Origin of the sequence: Xanthobacter dioxanivorans (assembly GCF_016807805.1) — a bacterium.
Taxonomy (GTDB): Bacteria; Pseudomonadota; Alphaproteobacteria; order Rhizobiales; family Xanthobacteraceae; genus Xanthobacter; species Xanthobacter dioxanivorans.
This window is the reverse complement of record NZ_CP063362.1, coordinates 4,167,611-4,185,444: the sequence shown is the minus strand read 5'-3', so window position 1 is coordinate 4,185,444 and position 17,834 is coordinate 4,167,611. Positions and strand designations below refer to the sequence as shown.

The following is a 17,834-nucleotide window of genomic DNA, read 5'->3' as shown; positions in this document are numbered from 1 at the left end:
AAGCGCCCCCGAACACCGCCCGGCCCGAAACGAGGCTCAGGGCCGGCTTGCGCTCAGGTGGCGCTGTCCTGTCGATTCTGGTTGGTCTCGAACAGGAACCACAGGCGCTTTTCGGCCTCGTCCACATATTCTTCCAGCAGGCTGGCCGTGGCAATGTCCTCCGCATCGTCGGCCACTTCATGGGCGGCCCGCATGGACTTGATGGCCGCCTTGTTGTCGGCGATCAGCTCCGTGAACATGGCTTCCGGCGCGACATAGGCCGCGTTGTTCTCCTTGAGGCCGGTGAGCTTCAGGATCTCGCCGTAGGAATGCACCGTCTGGCAGCCGATCTTGCGCACGCGCTCGGCCAGCGGGTCGATGGTTTCCTCGATGGCGGAGGCCTGCTCGTCCAGCAGCAGGTGATAGTCGCGGAAGTGCTTGCCGCTGACGTGCCAGTGGAAATTCTTGGTCTTCAGATAGAGCACGAAGGTGTCGGCAAGCACGCGGTTCAGGGCGTCGGCCACCTTCTGCGCCTTCAGGTGATCGAGATCGGTGGGGGTGGCGAGTGCCGCAGTCGCGGCAACAGCAGAAGGCTTGGCCGTCTTCTTGGACAATGAACGCACGTTCGACATGGGCTGGCTCCTCAATCGGCGAGTTGCAACACCCGCTAGAAGCAAGGAGCCATGGCAAAGGTTCCGGCCGCGCGACGTCTTTCGCGCCGGGTGCTCAGAACAGAAAATACCTTTGCGCCATGGGCAGAACCTCGGCCGGCTCGCAGACCAGCAGCTCGCCATCCGCCCGCACGTCGTAGGTCTCGGGGTCCACCTCGATATGGGGCGTGGCGTCGTTGTTGATCATGCTCTTCTTGGAGATCCCCGAGCGGGTGTTCTCCACCGCCACCAGCTCCTTCTGGATGCCGAGGCGGGACGCCAGCCCGTCCTCCACCGCCGCCTTCGAGACGAAGGTGAGCGAGGTGTGGGTGCGGGCCCGGCCATAGGCACCGAACATGGGCCGGTAATGCACCGGCTGGGGCGTGGGGATGGAGGCGTTGGGATCGCCCATCTGCGCCATGGCGATGGCCCCGCCCTTGATGACGAGATCCGGCTTCACGCCGAAGAAGGCCGGTGTCCACAAAACAAGGTCGGCGAGCTTGCCCGGCTCCACCGAGCCGATGTGCCTCGACATGCCGTGGGCGATGGCGGGATTGATGGTGTATTTGGCTATGTAGCGGCGGGCGCGCAGGTTGTCGCTGTCGGTCTCGCCCGGCAGCTTGCCGCGCTGGCGCTTCATCTTGTCCGCCGTCTGCCAGGTGCGGATGATCACCTCGCCCACCCGCCCCATGGCCTGGCTGTCCGAACTCATCATGGAGAGGGCGCCGAGGTCGTGCAGGATGTCCTCGGCCGCGATGGTTTCCTTGCGGATGCGGCTCTCGGCGAAGGCGAGGTCCTCGGCGATCTCCGGATCGAGATGGTGGCACACCATGAGCATGTCGAGATGCTCGTCGATGGTGTTGCGGGTATAGGGCCGGGTCGGATTGGTGGAGGAGGGCAGGACGTTCGCCAGCCCCGCCACCTTGATGATGTCCGGCGCATGTCCGCCGCCCGCCCCCTCGGTGTGGAAGGCATGGATGGTGCGGCCCTTGAAGGCGGCGATGGTGTCCTCCACGAAGCCCGACTCGTTGAGCGTGTCCGTGTGGATCATCACCTGCACGTCGAGCGCGTCAGCCACCGACAGGCAACAGTCGATGGCGGACGGCGTCGTCCCCCAGTCCTCATGGAGCTTGAGCGCGCAGGCGCCGGCCAGCACCATTTCCTCCAGCGCCGCAGGCAGGGAGGCATTGCCCTTGCCGGCGAAGGCGAGGTTCATGGGGAAGGAATCCGCCGCCTCGATCATCCGGGCGATGTGCCACGGCCCCGGTGTGCAGGTGGTGGCGAAGGTGCCTGTGGCCGGCCCCGTGCCGCCGCCCAGCATGGTGGTGACGCCCGAGGCCAGCGCCTCCTCGATCTGCTGCGGGCAGATGAAGTGAATGTGGCTGTCGAAGCCGCCGGCGGTGAGGATCTTTCCCTCCCCGGCGATCACTTCCGTGCCCGGGCCGATGATGATGTCGACGTCCGACTGCACATCCGGATTGCCCGCCTTGCCGAGGCGGACGATGCGCCCGTTCTTCAACCCCACGTCGGCCTTCACCACACCCCAGTGGTCGAGCACCACGGCATTGGTGATGACGGTGTCGACCGCCCCGTCGGCGTTGGCCACCTGCGACTGGCCCATGCCGTCGCGAATCACCTTGCCGCCGCCGAACTTCACCTCCTCGCCATAGGTGGTGAAATCTTTCTCGATCTCGATGAACAGCGAGGTGTCGGCAAGCCGCACCTTGTCGCCCACGGTGGGGCCGAACATGTGGGCATAGGCGGCGCGGGGCATCTTGGACGAGGACATGGGACGGTTCCTTACTTGCTCGCGCCGTCGTACTCGGTGGGGGTCAGCGTCTTCACGTCCACGCCATCGAGGCAGCGGGCGTTGATCGCCACCATTTCGGCGCCGTCGGGCGCCGTGCCTCTGGCAAAGGATTCGATGCCGCAGGTGGAGCAGAACAGGTGCCGGATCTTGCCCGTGTTGAACAGGTATTCGGTGGTCTTCCCCTCCCCGGCCCGCAGACTGAAGGCACCGGCGGGAGCGAAGGCGAAGATGCTGCCCAGCCTGCCGCAGCGGGAGCAGTTGCAGCTGACCGTGTGGTCGAGATCCACATCCACCTCGTAGCGGACGCTGCCGCACTGGCAGCCGCCCAGATAGTGCCGGACCGTCATTTCAGAGCTTCCCCGCCACCGCGCCCCGGAACCCGTAGACCTCCCGCTTGCCGCCGAAGGGCACCAGCGTGACCTCCCGCGTGGCGCCGGGCTCGAAGCGCACCGCCGTGCCGGGGGCGATGTCGAGGCGCATGCCGCGGGTCTTCTCCCGCTCGAAGGCGAGGGCCGGGTTGGTCTCGAAGAAATGGTAGTGGCTGCCCACCTGGATCGGCCGGTCGCCGGTATTGGCCACGCTGACGCGCACCCGCTCCGCGCCCGCGTTGAAATGGATGTCGCCTTCCTGCGGCACCAGCTCGCCGGGAACCAGGTCGGACGGCGCCCCCCGGATGGGGTGGTGCACGGTGACGAGCTTGGTGCCGTCCGGAAAGGTCGCCTCCACCTGGATGTCGTGGATCATCTCGGCGATGCCCTCCATCACCTGGTCGGAGGTGATGACCTTGGCGCCCGCCTCCATCAGCTCCGCCACCGTCCGCCCGTCGCGGGCGCCTTCCACCACGAAATCGGTGATGAGCGCGACCGCCTCGGGGTGGTTCAGCTTCACGCCGCGGGCAAGGCGCTTGCGCGCCACCTCCGCGGCCATGGCGATGAAGAGCTTGTCCTTCTCGCGCGGCGTGAGAATCATCTCGTGGGTCCTTCAAGCCTTGGCATCGCTTCACACGTGGGCAGCAGGGGCATGCTCAGAAAAAGACGCCCCGGTTCGCGGAATCCCACGTCACGTTCCCTCCTGCGGCGCGCGCCGCGCTCAGCACACAGCAGAAGGCAGTAAATTCCTCGGCTGGCAGGGGTCCGATCCGGAATGGCGCCGCCGCCGGAGGCGCCCCCACGCCCAAGAGGTCGATGAAGCCCGCCTTGTTGTCCACATCGTAATAGATGCGCCACCGGTCGAATTGCTGCATCTCGCCTCTCCCATCAGGTGGCCCACACGCGGGGCAAGGGTGCCTTCCGGAAGGCCATCAGAAACGAGGTCGCCGCGCGGCGCAACGTCCCGATGTCGGGGCAGAGCCAGCGCACGGCGAGAATCCCGTTCCAGGCGCTGGCGCCGGCCTCGCTGGGCACGGATTCGAGCAGGGCGCGCACCTCCTCGAGCCGCGCCTCGGCGTCGGGCGCGATGTAGAGGAGCGTCGCCATCGCCCGCGCGCCCGCCGCCACGGCCGGCCGCTCCAGAAGCGTGCCGATGGGGCCTTCGAGCCGGAAGGCGTCGGCGAACACGAGGGCGCCGCCGCGGCGGATGCGCCAGTGGTCCTCGATATGCCCCTCCCCCATCGTGTCGCCATGGGCGAGGCGGCCGAGCATGAGCGCCTCGAACGACAGGAAGGTGGCATCCGGTGCGACATCCACCTCGTAACGGCGCTTCAGACGGGCCCGGTCGAACAGGATGGTTTCCTGCGGCAACCATTCCAGCAGGCCCCCGTCCTGAACGGACAACCGCACCGCGATCTCCGCCAGCGGGCCGTCCGATCGATAGACCTTCTCCGCCGCCGGGGTGGAGACGGTGAGGTGCGCGCCGGCAGCCGTATCCGCCGTGATGCTGAAGCGGTCGCCGCAGCACACCCCCCCGGCGGTGTTGACGATGACGGCTTCCAGCCCCGGCCCGCCCCGCGGCACGCGCAGGCGCAAGGCTCCGCCCTCCGCGAGGTCGGCGACCCGGGTTAAGGCACCGAAGCGCGCGGCGGCGATGCGGACCCGGCCTTCGCTGCGCTGACGGACCGGCGCGGCCGGCGTCCCGTCAGATCGCCATGAGGCGGCGGACATCGTCGCCATCAAGCCCGCTCCTGTCGCCGCTCGCCACCACCTCGCCTCGGTCCATCAGGATGAAGCTGTCGGCGAGATCACGCGCGAATTCGAAATACTGCTCCACCAGGATGATGGCCATATCTCCCTTGTCCCGCAGATAGGAGATGGCGCGGCCGATGTCCTTGATGATGGAGGGCTGGATGCCCTCCGTGGGCTCGTCGAGCACCAAAAGGCGCGGGCGGGTCACCAGCGCCCGGCCGATGGCGAGCTGCTGCTGCTGTCCGCCGGACAGGTCGCCGCCCCGCCGTCGCAGCATGGAGTTCAGCACCGGGAAGAGGTCGAACACCTCCTGTGGCACGAACTTGTCCTTGCCGGCGAGGCGCGCGTAGCCGGTCTCCAGGTTCTCCTTCACCGACAAAAGCGGGAACACCTCGCGCCCCTGGGGCACGAAGCCGATGCCGAGGGCGGCGCGGTCGGGGGTCGAGAGGCGGGAGATCTCCTTGCCTTCCAGCGTGATCGAGCCGCCAGCGATGGGCCGCTGGCCGACGATGGCCCGCAGCAGCGAGGTCTTGCCCACGCCGTTGCGGCCGAGCACGCAGGTGACCTTGCCCGCGTGCGCCTCCACCGACACCTTCTTCAAGGTGTGGGCGGCGCCGTAATAGAGGTCGAGGTTCTCAACCTTCAGCATGGGGATGCTCCGAGCGCGAGCCGGTGGCGCTCCCCTCTCCCCTTGCGGGAGAGGGGTTGGGGGTGAGGGGGGCGGGCAGGTTCCATTCACTCGGCAGATGGGTGCCGACGGCGGCAAACCCTCACCCCATCCCTCTCCCGCAAGGGGAGAGGGGGCTTCAGAGCGACAAGCCATCCCTCACCTCCCCAGATACACTTCGATGACGCGCTCGTCGGCGCTCACCTGGTCGAGCGGGCCTTCGGCGAGCACGGAACCTTCGTGCAGCACCGTGACCTTCACGTCGAGGTCGCGGACGAACTGCATGTCATGCTCCACCACCACCACCGAGCGCGTCTGGGCGATCTCGCGCAGGAGGACCGCCGTGTCGGCCGTCTCCTGGTCGGTCATGCCGGCGGCGGGCTCGTCCACCAGCAGCAGGCGCGGTTCCTGCGCCAGCAGCATGCCGATCTCCAGCCACTGCTTCTGGCCGTGGCTGAGGTCGCCGGCGCGGCGGAAGCGGCTGTCCTTCAGCCGCACCCGCTCCAGCAGCTCGTCGATGCGCTCGCGCTCGTGGGGCGTGCGGCGCCAGTAGATGTTGGAGAAGGGCCGCCGGTCCTCCTTCAGGGCGAGCAGGACGTTGTCCTCCACCGTGTGCATGTCGAAGACGGTGGGCGTCTGGAACTTGCGGCCGATGCCGAGCTGGGCGATGGCCGCCTCGTCGAGGCTGGTGAGGTCCTGCGTCCCGGCGAACAGGGCGACCCCCTGGTTGGGGCGGGTCTTGCCGGTGATCACGTCCATCATGGTGGTCTTGCCGGCGCCATTGGGACCGATGATGGCCCGCATCTCCGCCTCGCCGATGACGAGGGAGAGCGCGTTGAGAGCGCGGAAGCCGTCGAAGGAGACGGTGATGTTGTCGAGATAGAGCAGCGCCGACGTCAGCGCCCTGGGATTGGGCGCGGCGCTGGCCGCCGCCACCTCCCGCATCTCCGCTTCCAGCGCGAGGGCGCCGTGGGACTTCACCACATAGGGCTCGGAGGATTGCATCTGGCTGGTTTCGAAGCTCATGGCGCTCACTCCGCCGGCTCGGGGCTGGGCGTCGGGGCGGTCCGCCGCGCCTTCCATCGTTCGGAGATGCTGGAGGCGAGCCCCAGCACGCCCTTGGGCAGGAACAGCGTCACCAGCACGAACAGGGCTCCGAGGCCGAACAGCCAGGCCTCCGGAAACACGCCGGTGAACCAGGTCTTGCCCGCATTGACGATGAGCGCCCCCAGCGCCGCGCCCACCAGCGTGCCGCGCCCGCCCACCGCCACCCAGATCACCATCTCGATGGACTGGGCGGGAGCGAACTCGGATGGGTTGATGATGCCCACCTGCGGCACGTAGAGCGCGCCGGCGACGCCGGCCAGCATGGCCGAGAGCACCCAGGCGACCAGCTTGTAGTTCTCCACCCGGTAGCCAAGGAACCGGGTGCGGCTCTCGGTGTCGCGCACAGCCACCAGCACCTTGCCATATTTGGAGGTGACCAGCGCCCGGCACAGCAGGTACCCCGCCGCCAGCGCCAGCGCCGACGCCACGAACAGCACGAGGCGGGTGGACGGCGCCGAGATGGGAAATCCGAGGATGTCCTTGAAGTCGGTCAGGCCGTTATTGCCGCCGAAGCCCATGTCATTGCGGAAGAAGGCGAGCATGAGGGCGAACGTCATCGCCTGGGTGATGATGGAGAGGTAGACGCCCGTCACCCGCGAGCGAAAAGCGAACCAGCCGAACACGAAGGCCAGAGCCCCCGGCACCAGCACCACCATGAGCATGGCGAAGGGGAAGATGTCGAAGCCCTGCCAGAACCACGGCAGCTCCTTATAGTTCAGGAACACCATGAAGTCGGGCAGCACCGGGTTGCCGTAGACGCCGCGCGGGCCGATCTGGCGCATGAGATACATGCCCATGGCGTAGCCACCCAGCGCGAAGAAGGCGCCGTGGCCCAGCGACAGCACGCCGCAATACCCCCACACCAGGTCCACCGCGACGGCGAGCAGCGCGTAGGCGAGGTACTTGCCGAGCAGCGGGATCATGTAGTCCGGCACGTGCAGAGGATTGCCGGGCGGCAGCAGCAGGTTGGACGCGGGAATGAGCACCGCTGCGGCCAGAACGACGATGAGGAAGATAGCGCCGGTGCGGTCGATGATGCCGGGGCGGTTCATGCGGCAAGGCTCCTCGATGCGGCGACAGACGGGCGAAACGACCGGGAGCGGAGAGCCCCCTCTCCCCGTGCGGGAGAGAGCTTGGGTGAGGGGTGGCAGGTGGCTCCGTTGTCCTGCAAGCAGCGGCAAGCCGCACCAGCCCCCTCACCCGCCGCGCTGCGCCGCGATCCCCCCTCTCCCGCGAGGGGAGAGGGGGAGCCGGCGAGGGCGCGGCGCCGGTTGGTCCCACCCCTCACGATTCCACCGCCCGGCCCTTGAGCGCGAACAGGCCGCGCGGGCGCTTCTGGATGAACAGGATGATGAAGACGAGCAGCAGAATCTTGCCCAGCACCGCGCCGGCGAACGGCTCCAGCAGCTTGTTGGCGATGCCCAGGGTGAAGGCGCCGACCAGCGTGCCCCAGAGGTTCCCCACCCCGCCGAACACCACCACCATGAAGCTGTCGATGATGTAGCCCTGCCCGAGGTTCGGGCTCACGTTGTCGATCTGCGAGAGGGCCACGCCGGCGATGCCGGCGATGCCGGAGCCGAGGCCGAAGGTGAGCGCGTCGATGCGGCCGGTGCGGATGCCCATGGCCGCCGCCATGCGCCGGTTCTGCGTCACCGCCCGCACATAGAGGCCGAGCGGCGTTCGCTTCAGCACCAGCAGCAGGGCGAAGAACACCATGAGGGCGAAGACGATGATCCACAGGCGGTTGTAGGTGATGGACAATTGCCCCACCTGGAACGCCCCGGACATCCAGGACGGGGCCCCCACCTCCTGGTTGGTGGGCCCGAACACGGAGCGCACCGCTTGCTGCAGGATCAACGACACGCCCCACGTGGCGAGCAGGGTCTCCAGCGGCCGGCCGTAGAGGAAGCGGATGACCGTCCGCTCGATGAGGATGCCCACCAGCGCCGTGAACAGGAAGGCCAGCGGCAGGGCGATGGCCAGCGACCAGTCGAACAGCCAGGGCGCCGACTGACGGATGACGTTCTGCACCATGAAGGTGGTGTAGGCGCCCAGCATCACCATCTCGCCATGGGCCATGTTGATGACGCCCATGACGCCGAAGGTGATGGCGAGGCCGATGGCCGCGAGCAGCAGCACCGAGCCCAGCGACAGCCCGTACCACACGTTCTGCGCCACCGCCCAGAACTTGAGGTTCTGCTCCACCTTGGCGATGCCCGCATCGGCCGCGGTCCTGAGGGCCGGCGGGGAATCGGCCGGCAGGGAGCGCAGCAGGCTGATGGCCTCCTGGTCACCCCGGGCGGTGATCTTCTGGATGGCGACGCGGCGCTCGGCCTCCGGCGCATCGGCCTTGCCGATGAGGATGGCCGCCCGCGCCTGCTCCAGCGCCTCCTTGATGGAAGGCACCGTCTCCTTGGCGATGGCGGCTTCCACCGTCGGCAGCGTCACCGGATCGCGCGACTTGAACACGGCAGCCGCCGCATCGGCGCGGCGGGCGGGATCGGGGTTGAGCAGCGAGAGCGCGCCGGAGGCGGCGTCGATGGCGCGGCGCACCCGGTTGTTGGCGCGCACCGGCGTCAGCGTCGCGGGCGGTGCCGCCACGGCGGCGCCGGTCGCCGCATCCACCACGCCCGAGCGGGCACGGATGTACACGCTCTTGGTGGCCGGATCGAAGACCAGCCGCCCTTCACCGAGCGCGTCCACCACAGCGGCGGCCTGGGCGCTGCCGCTGGCGGCGAGCGCCACCAGGGCGTCGGCGGTGTCGGAATAGCTGTCGTTCGCGAACTTCGCGACGATGGCCGAAATGTCGGGCTGGCCCTGGGCTCGCACGGCGCCGCCGAAGAGTGCGGCCATGAGGAGGACGAGGACGGGAAGCGCGAGGGTCCGCAGCGCGAAAGCCGGCGGAACGGGAAGGCGCAGGCGCATCATGAAGGGCATCCGCTCCGGAGCCCGCCTCCCTCGGGCCGCATCGCGGCCAGACGGGACAACGACCTCCACGCTCGAGACGTGGGACGGCCCCACCGATCGGGTCGACCGGACCCGGGGGAAGCCGGCCCAAACGCTGCCGGCCGGGACCGACGGTTTGCGACGGGTAGAGCGACAAGGCTCCCCCTCCCCTTGCGGGGAGAGGGAGGGGCGCCCCGGAGGGGACGGTACGAGAGGAGTCCGAAGATCAACTGCCTTGAAAACTCACGCCTGCTCGGCCGAAGGGATCGCCTTCGACGATCACCTCATCGCGCTCACTTGGCGGACGAGAGGCAGACGTTCTTGGTGGTGTCGAAGTTGCCGCAATTGTACTTCACCCAGTCGGCAACCAGGTTCTTGGAGCCTTCGAGATAGCGCGACCAGGCTTCACCCGGGATGAGGTCCTTGGTCTTCCACACCACGTCGAACTGCCCATTGCCCTCGATCTCGCCGATGAAGACGGGCTTGGTGATGTGGTGGTTGGGGAGCATCTCGGAGACGCCGCCGGTGAGGTTGGCCTGCTTGATGCCCGGCAGCGCCGCGATCACCTTGTCCTGGTCCACCGTGCCGGCCTTCTCCACCGCCTTCACCCACATGTTGAAGCCGATATAGTGGGCCTCCATGGGGTCGTTGGTAACGCGCTTCGGGTCCTTGGTGAAGGCGTGCCACTTGGCGATGAAGTCCTTGTTCGCCGGCGTGTCGATGGACATGAAGTAGTTCCATGCCGCGAGGTGGCCGAGGAGCGGCTTGGTGTCGATGCCGGCAACCTCTTCCTCGCCCACCGAGAAGGCCACCACCGGGATGTCCTTGGCCTGGATACCCTGGTTGGCGAGCTCCTTGTAGAACGGTACGTTTGCGTCACCGTTGATGGTGGAGACCACTGCGGTCTTCTTGCCCGCGGAGCCGAACTTCTTGATGTCGGAGACGATGGTCTGCCAGTCGGAATGACCGAACGGCGTGTAGTTGATCATGATGTCCTCGGCCTTCACGCCGCGGGACTTCAGGTAAGCCTCAAGGATCTTGTTGGTGGTGCGGGGATAGACGTAGTCCGTGCCCGCGAGCACCCAGCGCTCCACCTTCTCGTCGTTGGCGAGGTAGTCCACCGCTGGGATCGCCTGCTGGTTCGGGGCGGCGCCGGTGTAGAAGACGTTGCGCTCGCTCTCCTCACCCTCGTACTGCACGGGATAGAAGAGGATGTTGTTCAGTTCCTTGAATACCGGCAGTACCGACTTGCGCGACACCGAGGTCCAGCAGCCGAACACGGCGGCGACCTTGTCCTTGGTGATGAGCTCGCGCGCCTTCTCGGCGAACAGCGGCCAGTTGGAGGCGGGATCCACCACCACCGCCTCGAGCTTCTTGCCCAGCAGGCCGCCCTTCTTGTTCTGCTCCTCGATGAGCATGAGCATCGCATCCTTCAGCGTGGTCTCGCTGATGGCCATGGTGCCCGAAAGAGAATGCAGGATGCCGACCTTGATGGTCTCCTGCGCCTTCGCCGCGCCGATTCCCATCGTCCCCGCGATGACGGCAGCGGCGGCCAGCGCCCCCAGTCCCTTGGTCGCCTGTCCCAGCAAACCGAGCATACGCTCTCTCCCCTGTTGTGAGGCCGGCACGAACCAGCCGTAGGTGTGATCAGCAAGGCGTGTGCCATGCAACAGGGTGCGGGGGATTCAACCGGGACGAGAAATGCGGATCGGGCGGCGCGGGAGGCCGCCCCGCCCGCGAAATCGCCAGACGCATGGCGCCCTCCGGAGTTCCTTCACAACCCGGCGGCCATCGGGCCGCGAGCGAGGGACGGCAGCGGCGGGAGCATCTCGAACTGGGCACCGCGTGCCGTTCGCCCGCGATGCGTGATCGGACCGCACTCAATGACGTCACGAATTGAGCAAATGCCTAAAAATTAGGCCTTCACTTTCAACGCTCCGTCGCGCGGCGATCTTGGGCTTTAAGACACCGCTGAAGACACCGCAGCTTGTCGATAAAGGTCGTGGCAAGCGTCGTGGATTTCGCGAGATGCGCGGCATCGCCCAGTGCCGGCTCACGCCGGCCATCCAGCGGACTTTCGTCCGCCCGTGCTCGCAAGCATGACAGCCCGAGGGGAAGAACAGGCGTACTTCCACGCTCGCGGACGCGTGTCGCCGAAGCGTCGATACGCCTCAGAGGAAGTTGAATACGTACAGAAGGATAATCACCGACAGCGGCACACCCATGATCCAAAGCAAAAGACCTCGCATCGTTCTTACCTCGCGCTATGTTACTTTGCGTTCGGTGAATAAACGTGGCGCGAGGGTCACGGGTTCCACGAGATCGAATGGATGGCGCGCGTGCCGGCTTGACTTGTGGCCGCGGGTCAGCCTTCCGTGCCTTTGGCAGCAAGATGGAGCGGCGGTGTGGACGACCTGATCTCCGGCTACAGAAGATTTCGTGAAACGGCGTGGCCCGAGCGCAAGCAGGTCTTCGAACAGCTCGCCGCCCGAGGCCAGAAGCCCGAGACCCTCGTCATCGCCTGCTCGGATAGCCGTGTCGACCCGCAGATGATCTTCGATGCCGGCCCCGGGGAGATGTTCATCGTGCGCAACGTGGCCAATCTGGTGCCGCCGTTCCAGCCCGACACCAACTATCACGGCACCTCGGCCGCCATCGAGTTCGCGGTGCGTGCGCTCGAGGTCAAGCACGTGGTGGTGATGGGCCACGCCCAGTGCGGCGGCGTCCATGCGCTGCTGGAGGGCGCACCGCCCGAAGTCGGCGACTTCGTCGCCAACTGGATGAAGATCGCCGAGCCCGCGCGCCTCATGGCCGAGGATGCGCGCCTGGCGCCGACGGAACGCCAGCGCTTCTGCGAGCAATGCTGCGTGAAGCTGTCGCTTTCCAACCTCGCAAGCTTCCCCTGGGTGGCCGAGCGCGTGGAGGCCGGGCGCCTCAACCTGCACGGCGCCTATTTCGGCGTGGCCACCGGCCGGCTCGAAATCCTCGGGGATGACGGAACCTTCAGCGCGGCGTGACGCGGCGGGGATGGCCCTTCATCCGCCTCCCGGCCGAAGCGGCGGATGAAACGTCACGGCGACGCAGCAGATTTCCGTTACGCGAGAAAATCTCGGCGGGACGGCCGAATCGGCCATCGGTGCGGGCGCGGTGGGGGAAGGGACATGAACATCGGGAAAATCGAGACCACGGAGCATGCCGCCCTCACCTCCCGCCTCGGCCGGGAGCACGTGGCGGACATCGTCGAGTTCCTGAACGGCAAGACCGCGCAGGAGGCGACGGAGATCGTTGCCCACATGCCCCTGCAATGGTCGGTGGAAGTGCTCGACCAGCCCCATTTCCGCGATGCGTGCGAGGTGATCGAGGCCCTGCCGCAGGACAAGGCCGTGGCCCTTCTTGAAGGCATGTCGGCCGACCGCGCCTCCGATGTGCTGCGCTGGATCGACGCGCCCGCAAGGGGCCACCTGCGCGACGCGCTCAACGCCGACACCCGCACCGCCATCGACCACCTGCTCACCTATCCGGAGGGCACCGCCGGCGCCCTCATGACCACGGAATTCGTGAGCGTGCCCGCCAACTGGACCGTGAAACAGACCCTCGACCACATCCGCGAGGTGGAGCACAGCCGCGAGACGGTCTACGCCATCTTCGTGCTCGACCCGACGACGAAGCGGCTGGTGAACACGGTCTCCCTGCGCCGGCTCATCTCCGGCGTCCCGGATGCACCCATCCTGTCCGTCGCCCACGCCTACGCGCCCATCAGCGTGCCCGCCACCATGCCCCAGGAGGAGGTGGCGCGCGCAATCTCCAAGTACGACTTCCTCGCCGTCCCGGTGGTGGACTCGACCGGCCATATGCTCGGCATCGTCACCGTGGACGACGTCATCGACGCCATGATCGAGGAGCAGACCGAGGACGTGCAGCGCATGGGCGGCATGGAAGCCATCGACGAGCCCTACCTCGCGATTCCCTTCGCGGAGATGATCAAGAAGCGCGCCGGCTGGCTGTGCATCCTGTTCGTTTCGGAAATGTTCACCGCCAGCGCCATGCAATTCTTCTCCGATGAGCTGGAGAAGGCCATCGTGCTCGCCTTGTTCATTCCCCTCGTCATGAGCTCGGGCGGCAATTCGGGCTCGCAGGCCACCTCCCTCATCATCCGCGCCCTCGCCCTCCAGCAGGTGCGCCTGCGCGACTGGTGGCGCGTCGCCCTGCGCGAGCTGCCCACCGGCATCGTGCTCGGCGGCATCCTCGGCATCATCGGCGTCATCCGCATCACCGTGTGGCAGCAGGCCGGCTTCTTCGACTATGGCGATTACTGGAAGCTGCTCGCCGTCACCATCGGCGCGTCGCTGATCGGCATCGTCACTTTCGGATCGCTCGCCGGCTCGCTCCTGCCCTTCCTCTTAAAGCGCCTCGGCTTCGATCCGGCGACGGCGTCAGCCCCCTTCATCGCCACGCTGGTGGATGTCACCGGCATCGTCATCTACTTCTCGGTGGCCTGGCTGTTCCTGCACGGCACCATCCTGTGAAACCGCCCTCAGTGGCGGCGCAGGAAGCGCATGAGGGTGCCGTAGCCATCCGGCTCCGCGTCCTCCTGCGCGGCCGGCGGCAGATCATCGGCGGCCGCGTCGGCAAGGTCGGCGCTGGTCACCTCGAAGCCGCGGGAGGCAAGGAAACGTACCGCGTCCTCGGTGCTGGAAAAGCCGTCCACGGCTTCGGCGAGAACCGCGCTGAGGGCGGTGTTTCCGGTGGCGTCGGCCTTCAGCCGCTCCATGTGGGCATTGGTCATCTGGTCCCTCCCCTTTCTCGGTGAGATCATGAGGTGCCAACCCTTCCCCGCCCTGCAGGTTCCGAAAAGGTATCGTCGGAGGGGCAAAACCTCTTGCATCTCGATCTGCCGCCACGTCATGCTGCGGCTCGGTTTCTCCCACGGTGAATTCGAATCTCGATGGTGCAGCTCGCATTCATTCTCGTAGGTGCCAAGGCCCTGCGGGAACGTTGGTGGGTCCTTTCGGCGCTTGCGGCTTCACTGATCGGCGTCGCGGTGCTGATCCTCCTGGACGCCATGGACGGCACCATGTCGGTGGCGACCCAGGTGTTCGGCGCGGTGTTCGTCTTCGAGGGGCTGCTCGGCTTCGTCACCGCCTTCGCCCTGCACGGGGTGAAGAGCCGCAGCCTGGCCTTGTTCCGCGCCTTCGCCCTCGTCTTCGTGGGCCTGTTCATCCTCGATTATCCGTCGCGCAACGGCATGGCCCTGTCGCTCCTGTTCGGCGCGGCCTTCCTGCTCGACGGTGTCGCGCGCATCGTCACGGCGGTGGTGGTGCGCTTCCGCCTGTGGCGCGCCACGGTGGCGGTGGGGGTGATGGAGCTGATCCTCGCCGCCGTCATCGCCAGCCGCTGGCCGCTCGCGCACGAACTCAAGGTGCCGCTGTGCGTGAGCCTGCTGCTGCTCATGTCGGGGTGGATCCTGCTGCGGGCCAGCCTGATGCTGCGGGCGCACCTGGAGGAGGTCGCCGTCCTCGCCCTGCCGATCTTCGGCGGACGCAACTGGTACGACAACGCGCCGGTGATCGTGGACGACACCGGGCCGCTGCCGCCCTCCGAAGGGCCGCTGACCGTGCGGGTTTGGACCCCCGTGGGCTCGGCGGACGTGGGCGGACGGCGCCCGCTCATCGACCGCTACATCGCCGCCGTGGACCGCAACGGCGCCATTTCCACCGGCCACTCGGCGCTGGAGCTCAGGCCCGACCTCTATATCAGCCACTATCCGGCGCAGGAGATCGACCACCCGCCGGAGGAGTTCGCCGCCCTCCTGCGCGCCACGCGGGAGAACGACATCCCCGGCCGCTTCCAACCTTCCTACGCCTATGAATGCGCCAATTGGTGCGAAGCGGACGCGAAGGTCGAGTTCACCCGATTCGACGCGCGGCGCCTGCGCGCCTTCTGGGCCGGGTACCGGCAGGACGACACCTATAACCTCACCAACCGCAATTGCTCGGTGGTGGTGGCGGCGGCGCTGGATTCGGCGCTCGAGGGCGCGCTGGCGAGCCGGATGGCGTGGCTGAGGGTCGCCCGGCTCATGGCCAATCCGGACGTCTGGGCCGCCGCCTACATCCGCTCCCGCGCCGAAGCCATGAGCTGGACCCCCGGCCTCGTGCTCGATTATGCCCGCACCCTCCAGCGCATCCTCGAGCCGGCGCCGCCGCCCTTCGCCATCCGCCTGCGGGATTTCGTGCGGCGGCTCACCCGTTCCCGCCGCCCTGTCCCGGAGCCCGGCAGCCCATGAGCGAAACCACGGATGCGTTGTCCGAATCGGCCGGCGGCAGCGTCCTCGCCCGCGGCGCGGTCATCGCCACCGCGATGGTGTTCGGCCTGACCTATTCGCTGAGCGCCCCGCTCATCGCCTTCGACCTCGCCGCCCGCGGGCTGAGCGAGGCGGTGATCGGCGCGAACGCCGCCATGCACGCGGTGGGCGTCCTGATCACGGCGGTGGCGCTGCCCCGCCTCGTCGCCAGCCTCGGCCCGCGCCGCCTCATCTTCCTGTCCATCGCCATCTCCGCCGTGGCGCTCCTCGCCTTTCCGGCGCTGCCGATGGTGTGGATGTGGTTCCTCCTGCGCCTGTTCCTGGGCATGGCGGCGGAGGCCCTGTTCGTGACCTCCGAGACCTGGATCAACGCCCTGTCCACCGAAGGCACGCGGGCCCGCTCCATGGCGGCCTATACGGCGGCGCTGTCGGTGGGGCTGGCGCTGGGGCCGCTCATCCTGTCGCTGGTGGGCACGGTGGGCGCCCTGCCCTACGTGGTGGGCGCGGGCATCGCCCTCCTCGCCGCCGGCTTCGTCGCCTCGCCGCGGGTGGTCGCCCCGCATTTCGACGAACCGACCGTGGGCAATCCCATCCGTTTCGTGCGGCTCGCGCCGCTGGCCCTCGGCGCGACCATGCTGAACGCCGCCATCGAGACCGCGGGCCTTTCCTTTCTCGCCCTCTACGCGGTGAATCTCGGCTGGGGCGAGGAGAACGCCACCCGCCTCATGTCGGTGATGATGATCGGCGCCATCATCTTGCAGCTGCCCATCGGCTGGCTCGGCGACAAGATGGACCGCCGCCGCCTGGTCATCGGCCTCGCCACCGTCTCAGCCCTGGGCGCGGCGGTGTGGCCCCTGGTGCTCGGCCACCCGGTGGCGACCTACGCACTGCTCTTCGTCTGGGGCGGCGCCTTCGTCGGCATCTACACCATCATGATCACGCTGGTGGGCAGCCGCTTCCGCGGCGGCGACCTGGTGGGCATCTATGCGGTGTCCGGCCTGTTCTGGGGCCTCGGCGCGCTGGTCGGGCCCCTCGGCGCGGGCATTGCCATGCAGGTTCATGTGCATGGCCTCGCCATCTTCGCCACCCTGGCCTGCGCCGCCTTCGCCCTCGCCGCGGTGCGGCTGCGCGATTCGACCTGAGGTGCTCCGGAGGGCGGCGACTCAGCGCCGGCCTTTTTCGAGGGTGGCGGTCAGGTCGTCATAGCGGAAGCGCGTGCCGGACGGCGGGCAGGCGATGCCGCAGGCCCGGAAAGTGGCGTTCCACCCGCGGCGCGAACCGAGGTCGTTATGGTCGCGATAGGCCGGGATCTGCGCCGTCACCAGCCAGGGACGCGGGGCGACGGGCGCATAGTCCAGCAGCAGCAGCCGCGGATCGGCGGCAAGGGTGGACAGGCAGCCGAACAGGCGGTCAAGGGCGGCCTCCAGCGCGGGCCCCTGTGGATCGTGCTCCCGCAGACGCTGGCGCACGAAGAGCGTCGTCCCCGTGCGGCATGTGGACACCATGCGCTCCTGCAGCATTGCGTATTTGGCGACGAGGCGGCCGGAGATGGCCTCCTCGCTCAGGGCGAGGAAATCCTCCCCGGCGGGGAATTCGTGCAGGTGCACCGTACCGCCCAGGCGTGAATACAGCGCGGCCTTGCCCCCGTAGTCGGAGACCTTGACGATCTCCTGCGGCGCGAAGACCGCCGCGGCGCCCGCTTCCAGCACCGGCGCGACGCCCGCGAGCGGCGTGATCCACCAGTCGAAGGGATAGGCCTGCTCGGCCCGGGACAGTCGGCGCACCTGGAATGCCACCTCGCAGAGGGCGCCCAGGCTGACGATTCGATCCGCAAGGAGGCGCGGCGCCGCCCGGTTGAACATGTTCAGCATGCTGCGAATCCTAGCACACCGCCGCCTCCGGCGCCGAACCCGGCGATTGCATGCGCGCCGGCTGCGCGCGGCCACGGCTGCCGCGCCGCAGAAACCGTTGGGGAATATGGGATGTGGGTGAAATGCGTGGCGGAAGGAAGCCTTCGCCGAATTCACAGCTGGTCGGAGTGGCAGGATTTGAACCTGCGACCCCCACGTCCCGAACGTGGTGCGCTACCAGACTGCGCTACACTCCGATCCAGAGGCGCTGCGTATAACCCTCCCTTTTCGGCGATGCAAGAGGCAGAGCGCGGTAGCCTCGCTTGAACGGTGGATGGCCCCATGCCATAGGAAGCGCGCCCCGAGGCGCATATGGACGGCGTCATGCGGTATCAATGGCTTGA

The 17,834-nt window shown here is 67.6% G+C and carries 17 protein-coding genes and 1 tRNA gene; 4 read left to right on the top strand and 14 right to left on the bottom strand.

The window, feature by feature from the left end; genetic code table 11:
* Positions 1-53: 53 nt before the first annotated feature.
* From EZH22_RS19520 to urtA, 11 genes are all read right to left on the bottom strand, one after another.
* Entirely contained in the window at positions 54-611 is a 558-nt protein-coding gene (locus EZH22_RS19520; protein WP_203192132.1) for a Dps family protein, read from the bottom strand.
* Positions 612-705: 94 nt separating this feature from the next.
* Positions 706-2,418: an urease subunit alpha gene (gene ureC, locus EZH22_RS19515; RefSeq protein ID WP_203192131.1), complete on the bottom strand. Its 1,713-nt coding sequence runs from the start codon at positions 2,416-2,418 to the stop codon at positions 706-708.
* Between the two features lie 11 nt (positions 2,419-2,429).
* Positions 2,430-2,786 (bottom strand): GFA family protein, encoded by a 357-nt coding sequence (locus EZH22_RS19510; protein ID WP_203192130.1) that lies wholly within the window; start codon positions 2,784-2,786, stop codon positions 2,430-2,432.
* A gap of 1 nt (position 2,787) precedes the next feature.
* A complete protein-coding gene (locus tag EZH22_RS19505) occupies positions 2,788-3,408 on the bottom strand; it encodes an urease subunit gamma (protein WP_203192129.1) in 621 nt (206 codons plus the stop codon).
* 55 nt (positions 3,409-3,463) lie between these two features.
* A complete protein-coding gene (locus EZH22_RS19500; protein ID WP_203192128.1) occupies positions 3,464-3,682 on the bottom strand; it encodes a hypothetical protein in 219 nt (72 codons plus the stop codon).
* A gap of 13 nt (positions 3,683-3,695) precedes the next feature.
* Complete coding sequence (locus tag EZH22_RS19495) at positions 3,696-4,547, bottom strand: urease accessory protein UreD (protein ID WP_231711051.1); 852 nt, start codon at positions 4,545-4,547, stop codon at positions 3,696-3,698.
* Positions 4,513-5,208 carry an urea ABC transporter ATP-binding subunit UrtE gene (gene urtE, locus EZH22_RS19490; RefSeq protein WP_203192127.1) on the bottom strand — a complete coding sequence of 232 codons (696 nt, stop codon included), beginning with the start codon at positions 5,206-5,208 and terminating at the stop codon, positions 4,513-4,515. The genes EZH22_RS19495 and urtE overlap by 35 nt, the downstream gene beginning before the upstream one ends.
* A gap of 177 nt (positions 5,209-5,385) precedes the next feature.
* A complete protein-coding gene (gene urtD, locus EZH22_RS19485; protein ID WP_203196639.1) occupies positions 5,386-6,171 on the bottom strand; it encodes an urea ABC transporter ATP-binding protein UrtD in 786 nt (261 codons plus the stop codon).
* Between the two features lie 86 nt (positions 6,172-6,257).
* On the bottom strand, positions 6,258-7,385 hold the full coding sequence (gene urtC, locus EZH22_RS19480; protein ID WP_203192126.1) for an urea ABC transporter permease subunit UrtC: 1,128 nt from the start codon (positions 7,383-7,385) through the stop codon (positions 6,258-6,260).
* A 232-nt stretch (positions 7,386-7,617) separates the two neighbouring features.
* Entirely contained in the window at positions 7,618-9,186 is a 1,569-nt protein-coding gene (gene urtB, locus EZH22_RS19475; RefSeq protein ID WP_231711557.1) for an urea ABC transporter permease subunit UrtB, read from the bottom strand.
* Between the two features lie 386 nt (positions 9,187-9,572).
* Complete coding sequence (urtA, locus tag EZH22_RS19470) at positions 9,573-10,805, bottom strand: urea ABC transporter substrate-binding protein (protein WP_231711556.1); 1,233 nt, start codon at positions 10,803-10,805, stop codon at positions 9,573-9,575.
* Positions 10,806-11,684: 879 nt separating this feature from the next.
* Between urtA and EZH22_RS19465 the strand changes: the two genes are divergently transcribed.
* Together EZH22_RS19465 and mgtE are read left to right on the top strand one after the other, a co-directional pair.
* Entirely contained in the window at positions 11,685-12,296 is a 612-nt protein-coding gene (locus EZH22_RS19465) for a carbonic anhydrase (RefSeq protein ID WP_203192124.1), read from the top strand.
* A 144-nt stretch (positions 12,297-12,440) separates the two neighbouring features.
* Positions 12,441-13,805: a magnesium transporter gene (gene mgtE, locus EZH22_RS19460; RefSeq protein ID WP_203192123.1), complete on the top strand. Its 1,365-nt coding sequence runs from the start codon at positions 12,441-12,443 to the stop codon at positions 13,803-13,805.
* 8 nt (positions 13,806-13,813) lie between these two features.
* On the opposite strand, the gene EZH22_RS19455 is transcribed toward mgtE, so the two are convergent.
* Positions 13,814-14,065 carry a hypothetical protein gene (locus EZH22_RS19455; RefSeq protein ID WP_203192122.1) on the bottom strand — a complete coding sequence of 84 codons (252 nt, stop codon included), beginning with the start codon at positions 14,063-14,065 and terminating at the stop codon, positions 13,814-13,816.
* 159 nt (positions 14,066-14,224) lie between these two features.
* Between EZH22_RS19455 and EZH22_RS19450 the strand changes: the two genes are divergently transcribed.
* Together EZH22_RS19450 and EZH22_RS19445 are read left to right on the top strand one after the other, a co-directional pair.
* A complete protein-coding gene (locus EZH22_RS19450; RefSeq protein WP_203192121.1) occupies positions 14,225-15,562 on the top strand; it encodes an HdeD family acid-resistance protein in 1,338 nt (445 codons plus the stop codon).
* Positions 15,559-16,722 carry an MFS transporter gene (locus EZH22_RS19445; RefSeq protein WP_203192120.1) on the top strand — a complete coding sequence of 388 codons (1,164 nt, stop codon included), beginning with the start codon at positions 15,559-15,561 and terminating at the stop codon, positions 16,720-16,722. The genes EZH22_RS19450 and EZH22_RS19445 overlap by 4 nt, the downstream gene beginning before the upstream one ends.
* A 21-nt stretch (positions 16,723-16,743) precedes the next feature.
* Here EZH22_RS19445 and EZH22_RS19440 read toward each other — a convergent pair whose 3' ends face one another.
* Both EZH22_RS19440 and EZH22_RS19435 read right to left on the bottom strand, forming a co-directional pair.
* On the bottom strand, positions 16,744-17,451 hold the full coding sequence (locus tag EZH22_RS19440) for a DUF1796 family putative cysteine peptidase (protein WP_203192119.1): 708 nt from the start codon (positions 17,449-17,451) through the stop codon (positions 16,744-16,746).
* 159 nt (positions 17,452-17,610) lie between these two features.
* Positions 17,611-17,687 (bottom strand) — tRNA-Pro (locus tag EZH22_RS19435).
* Positions 17,688-17,834: the final 147 nt, after the last annotated feature.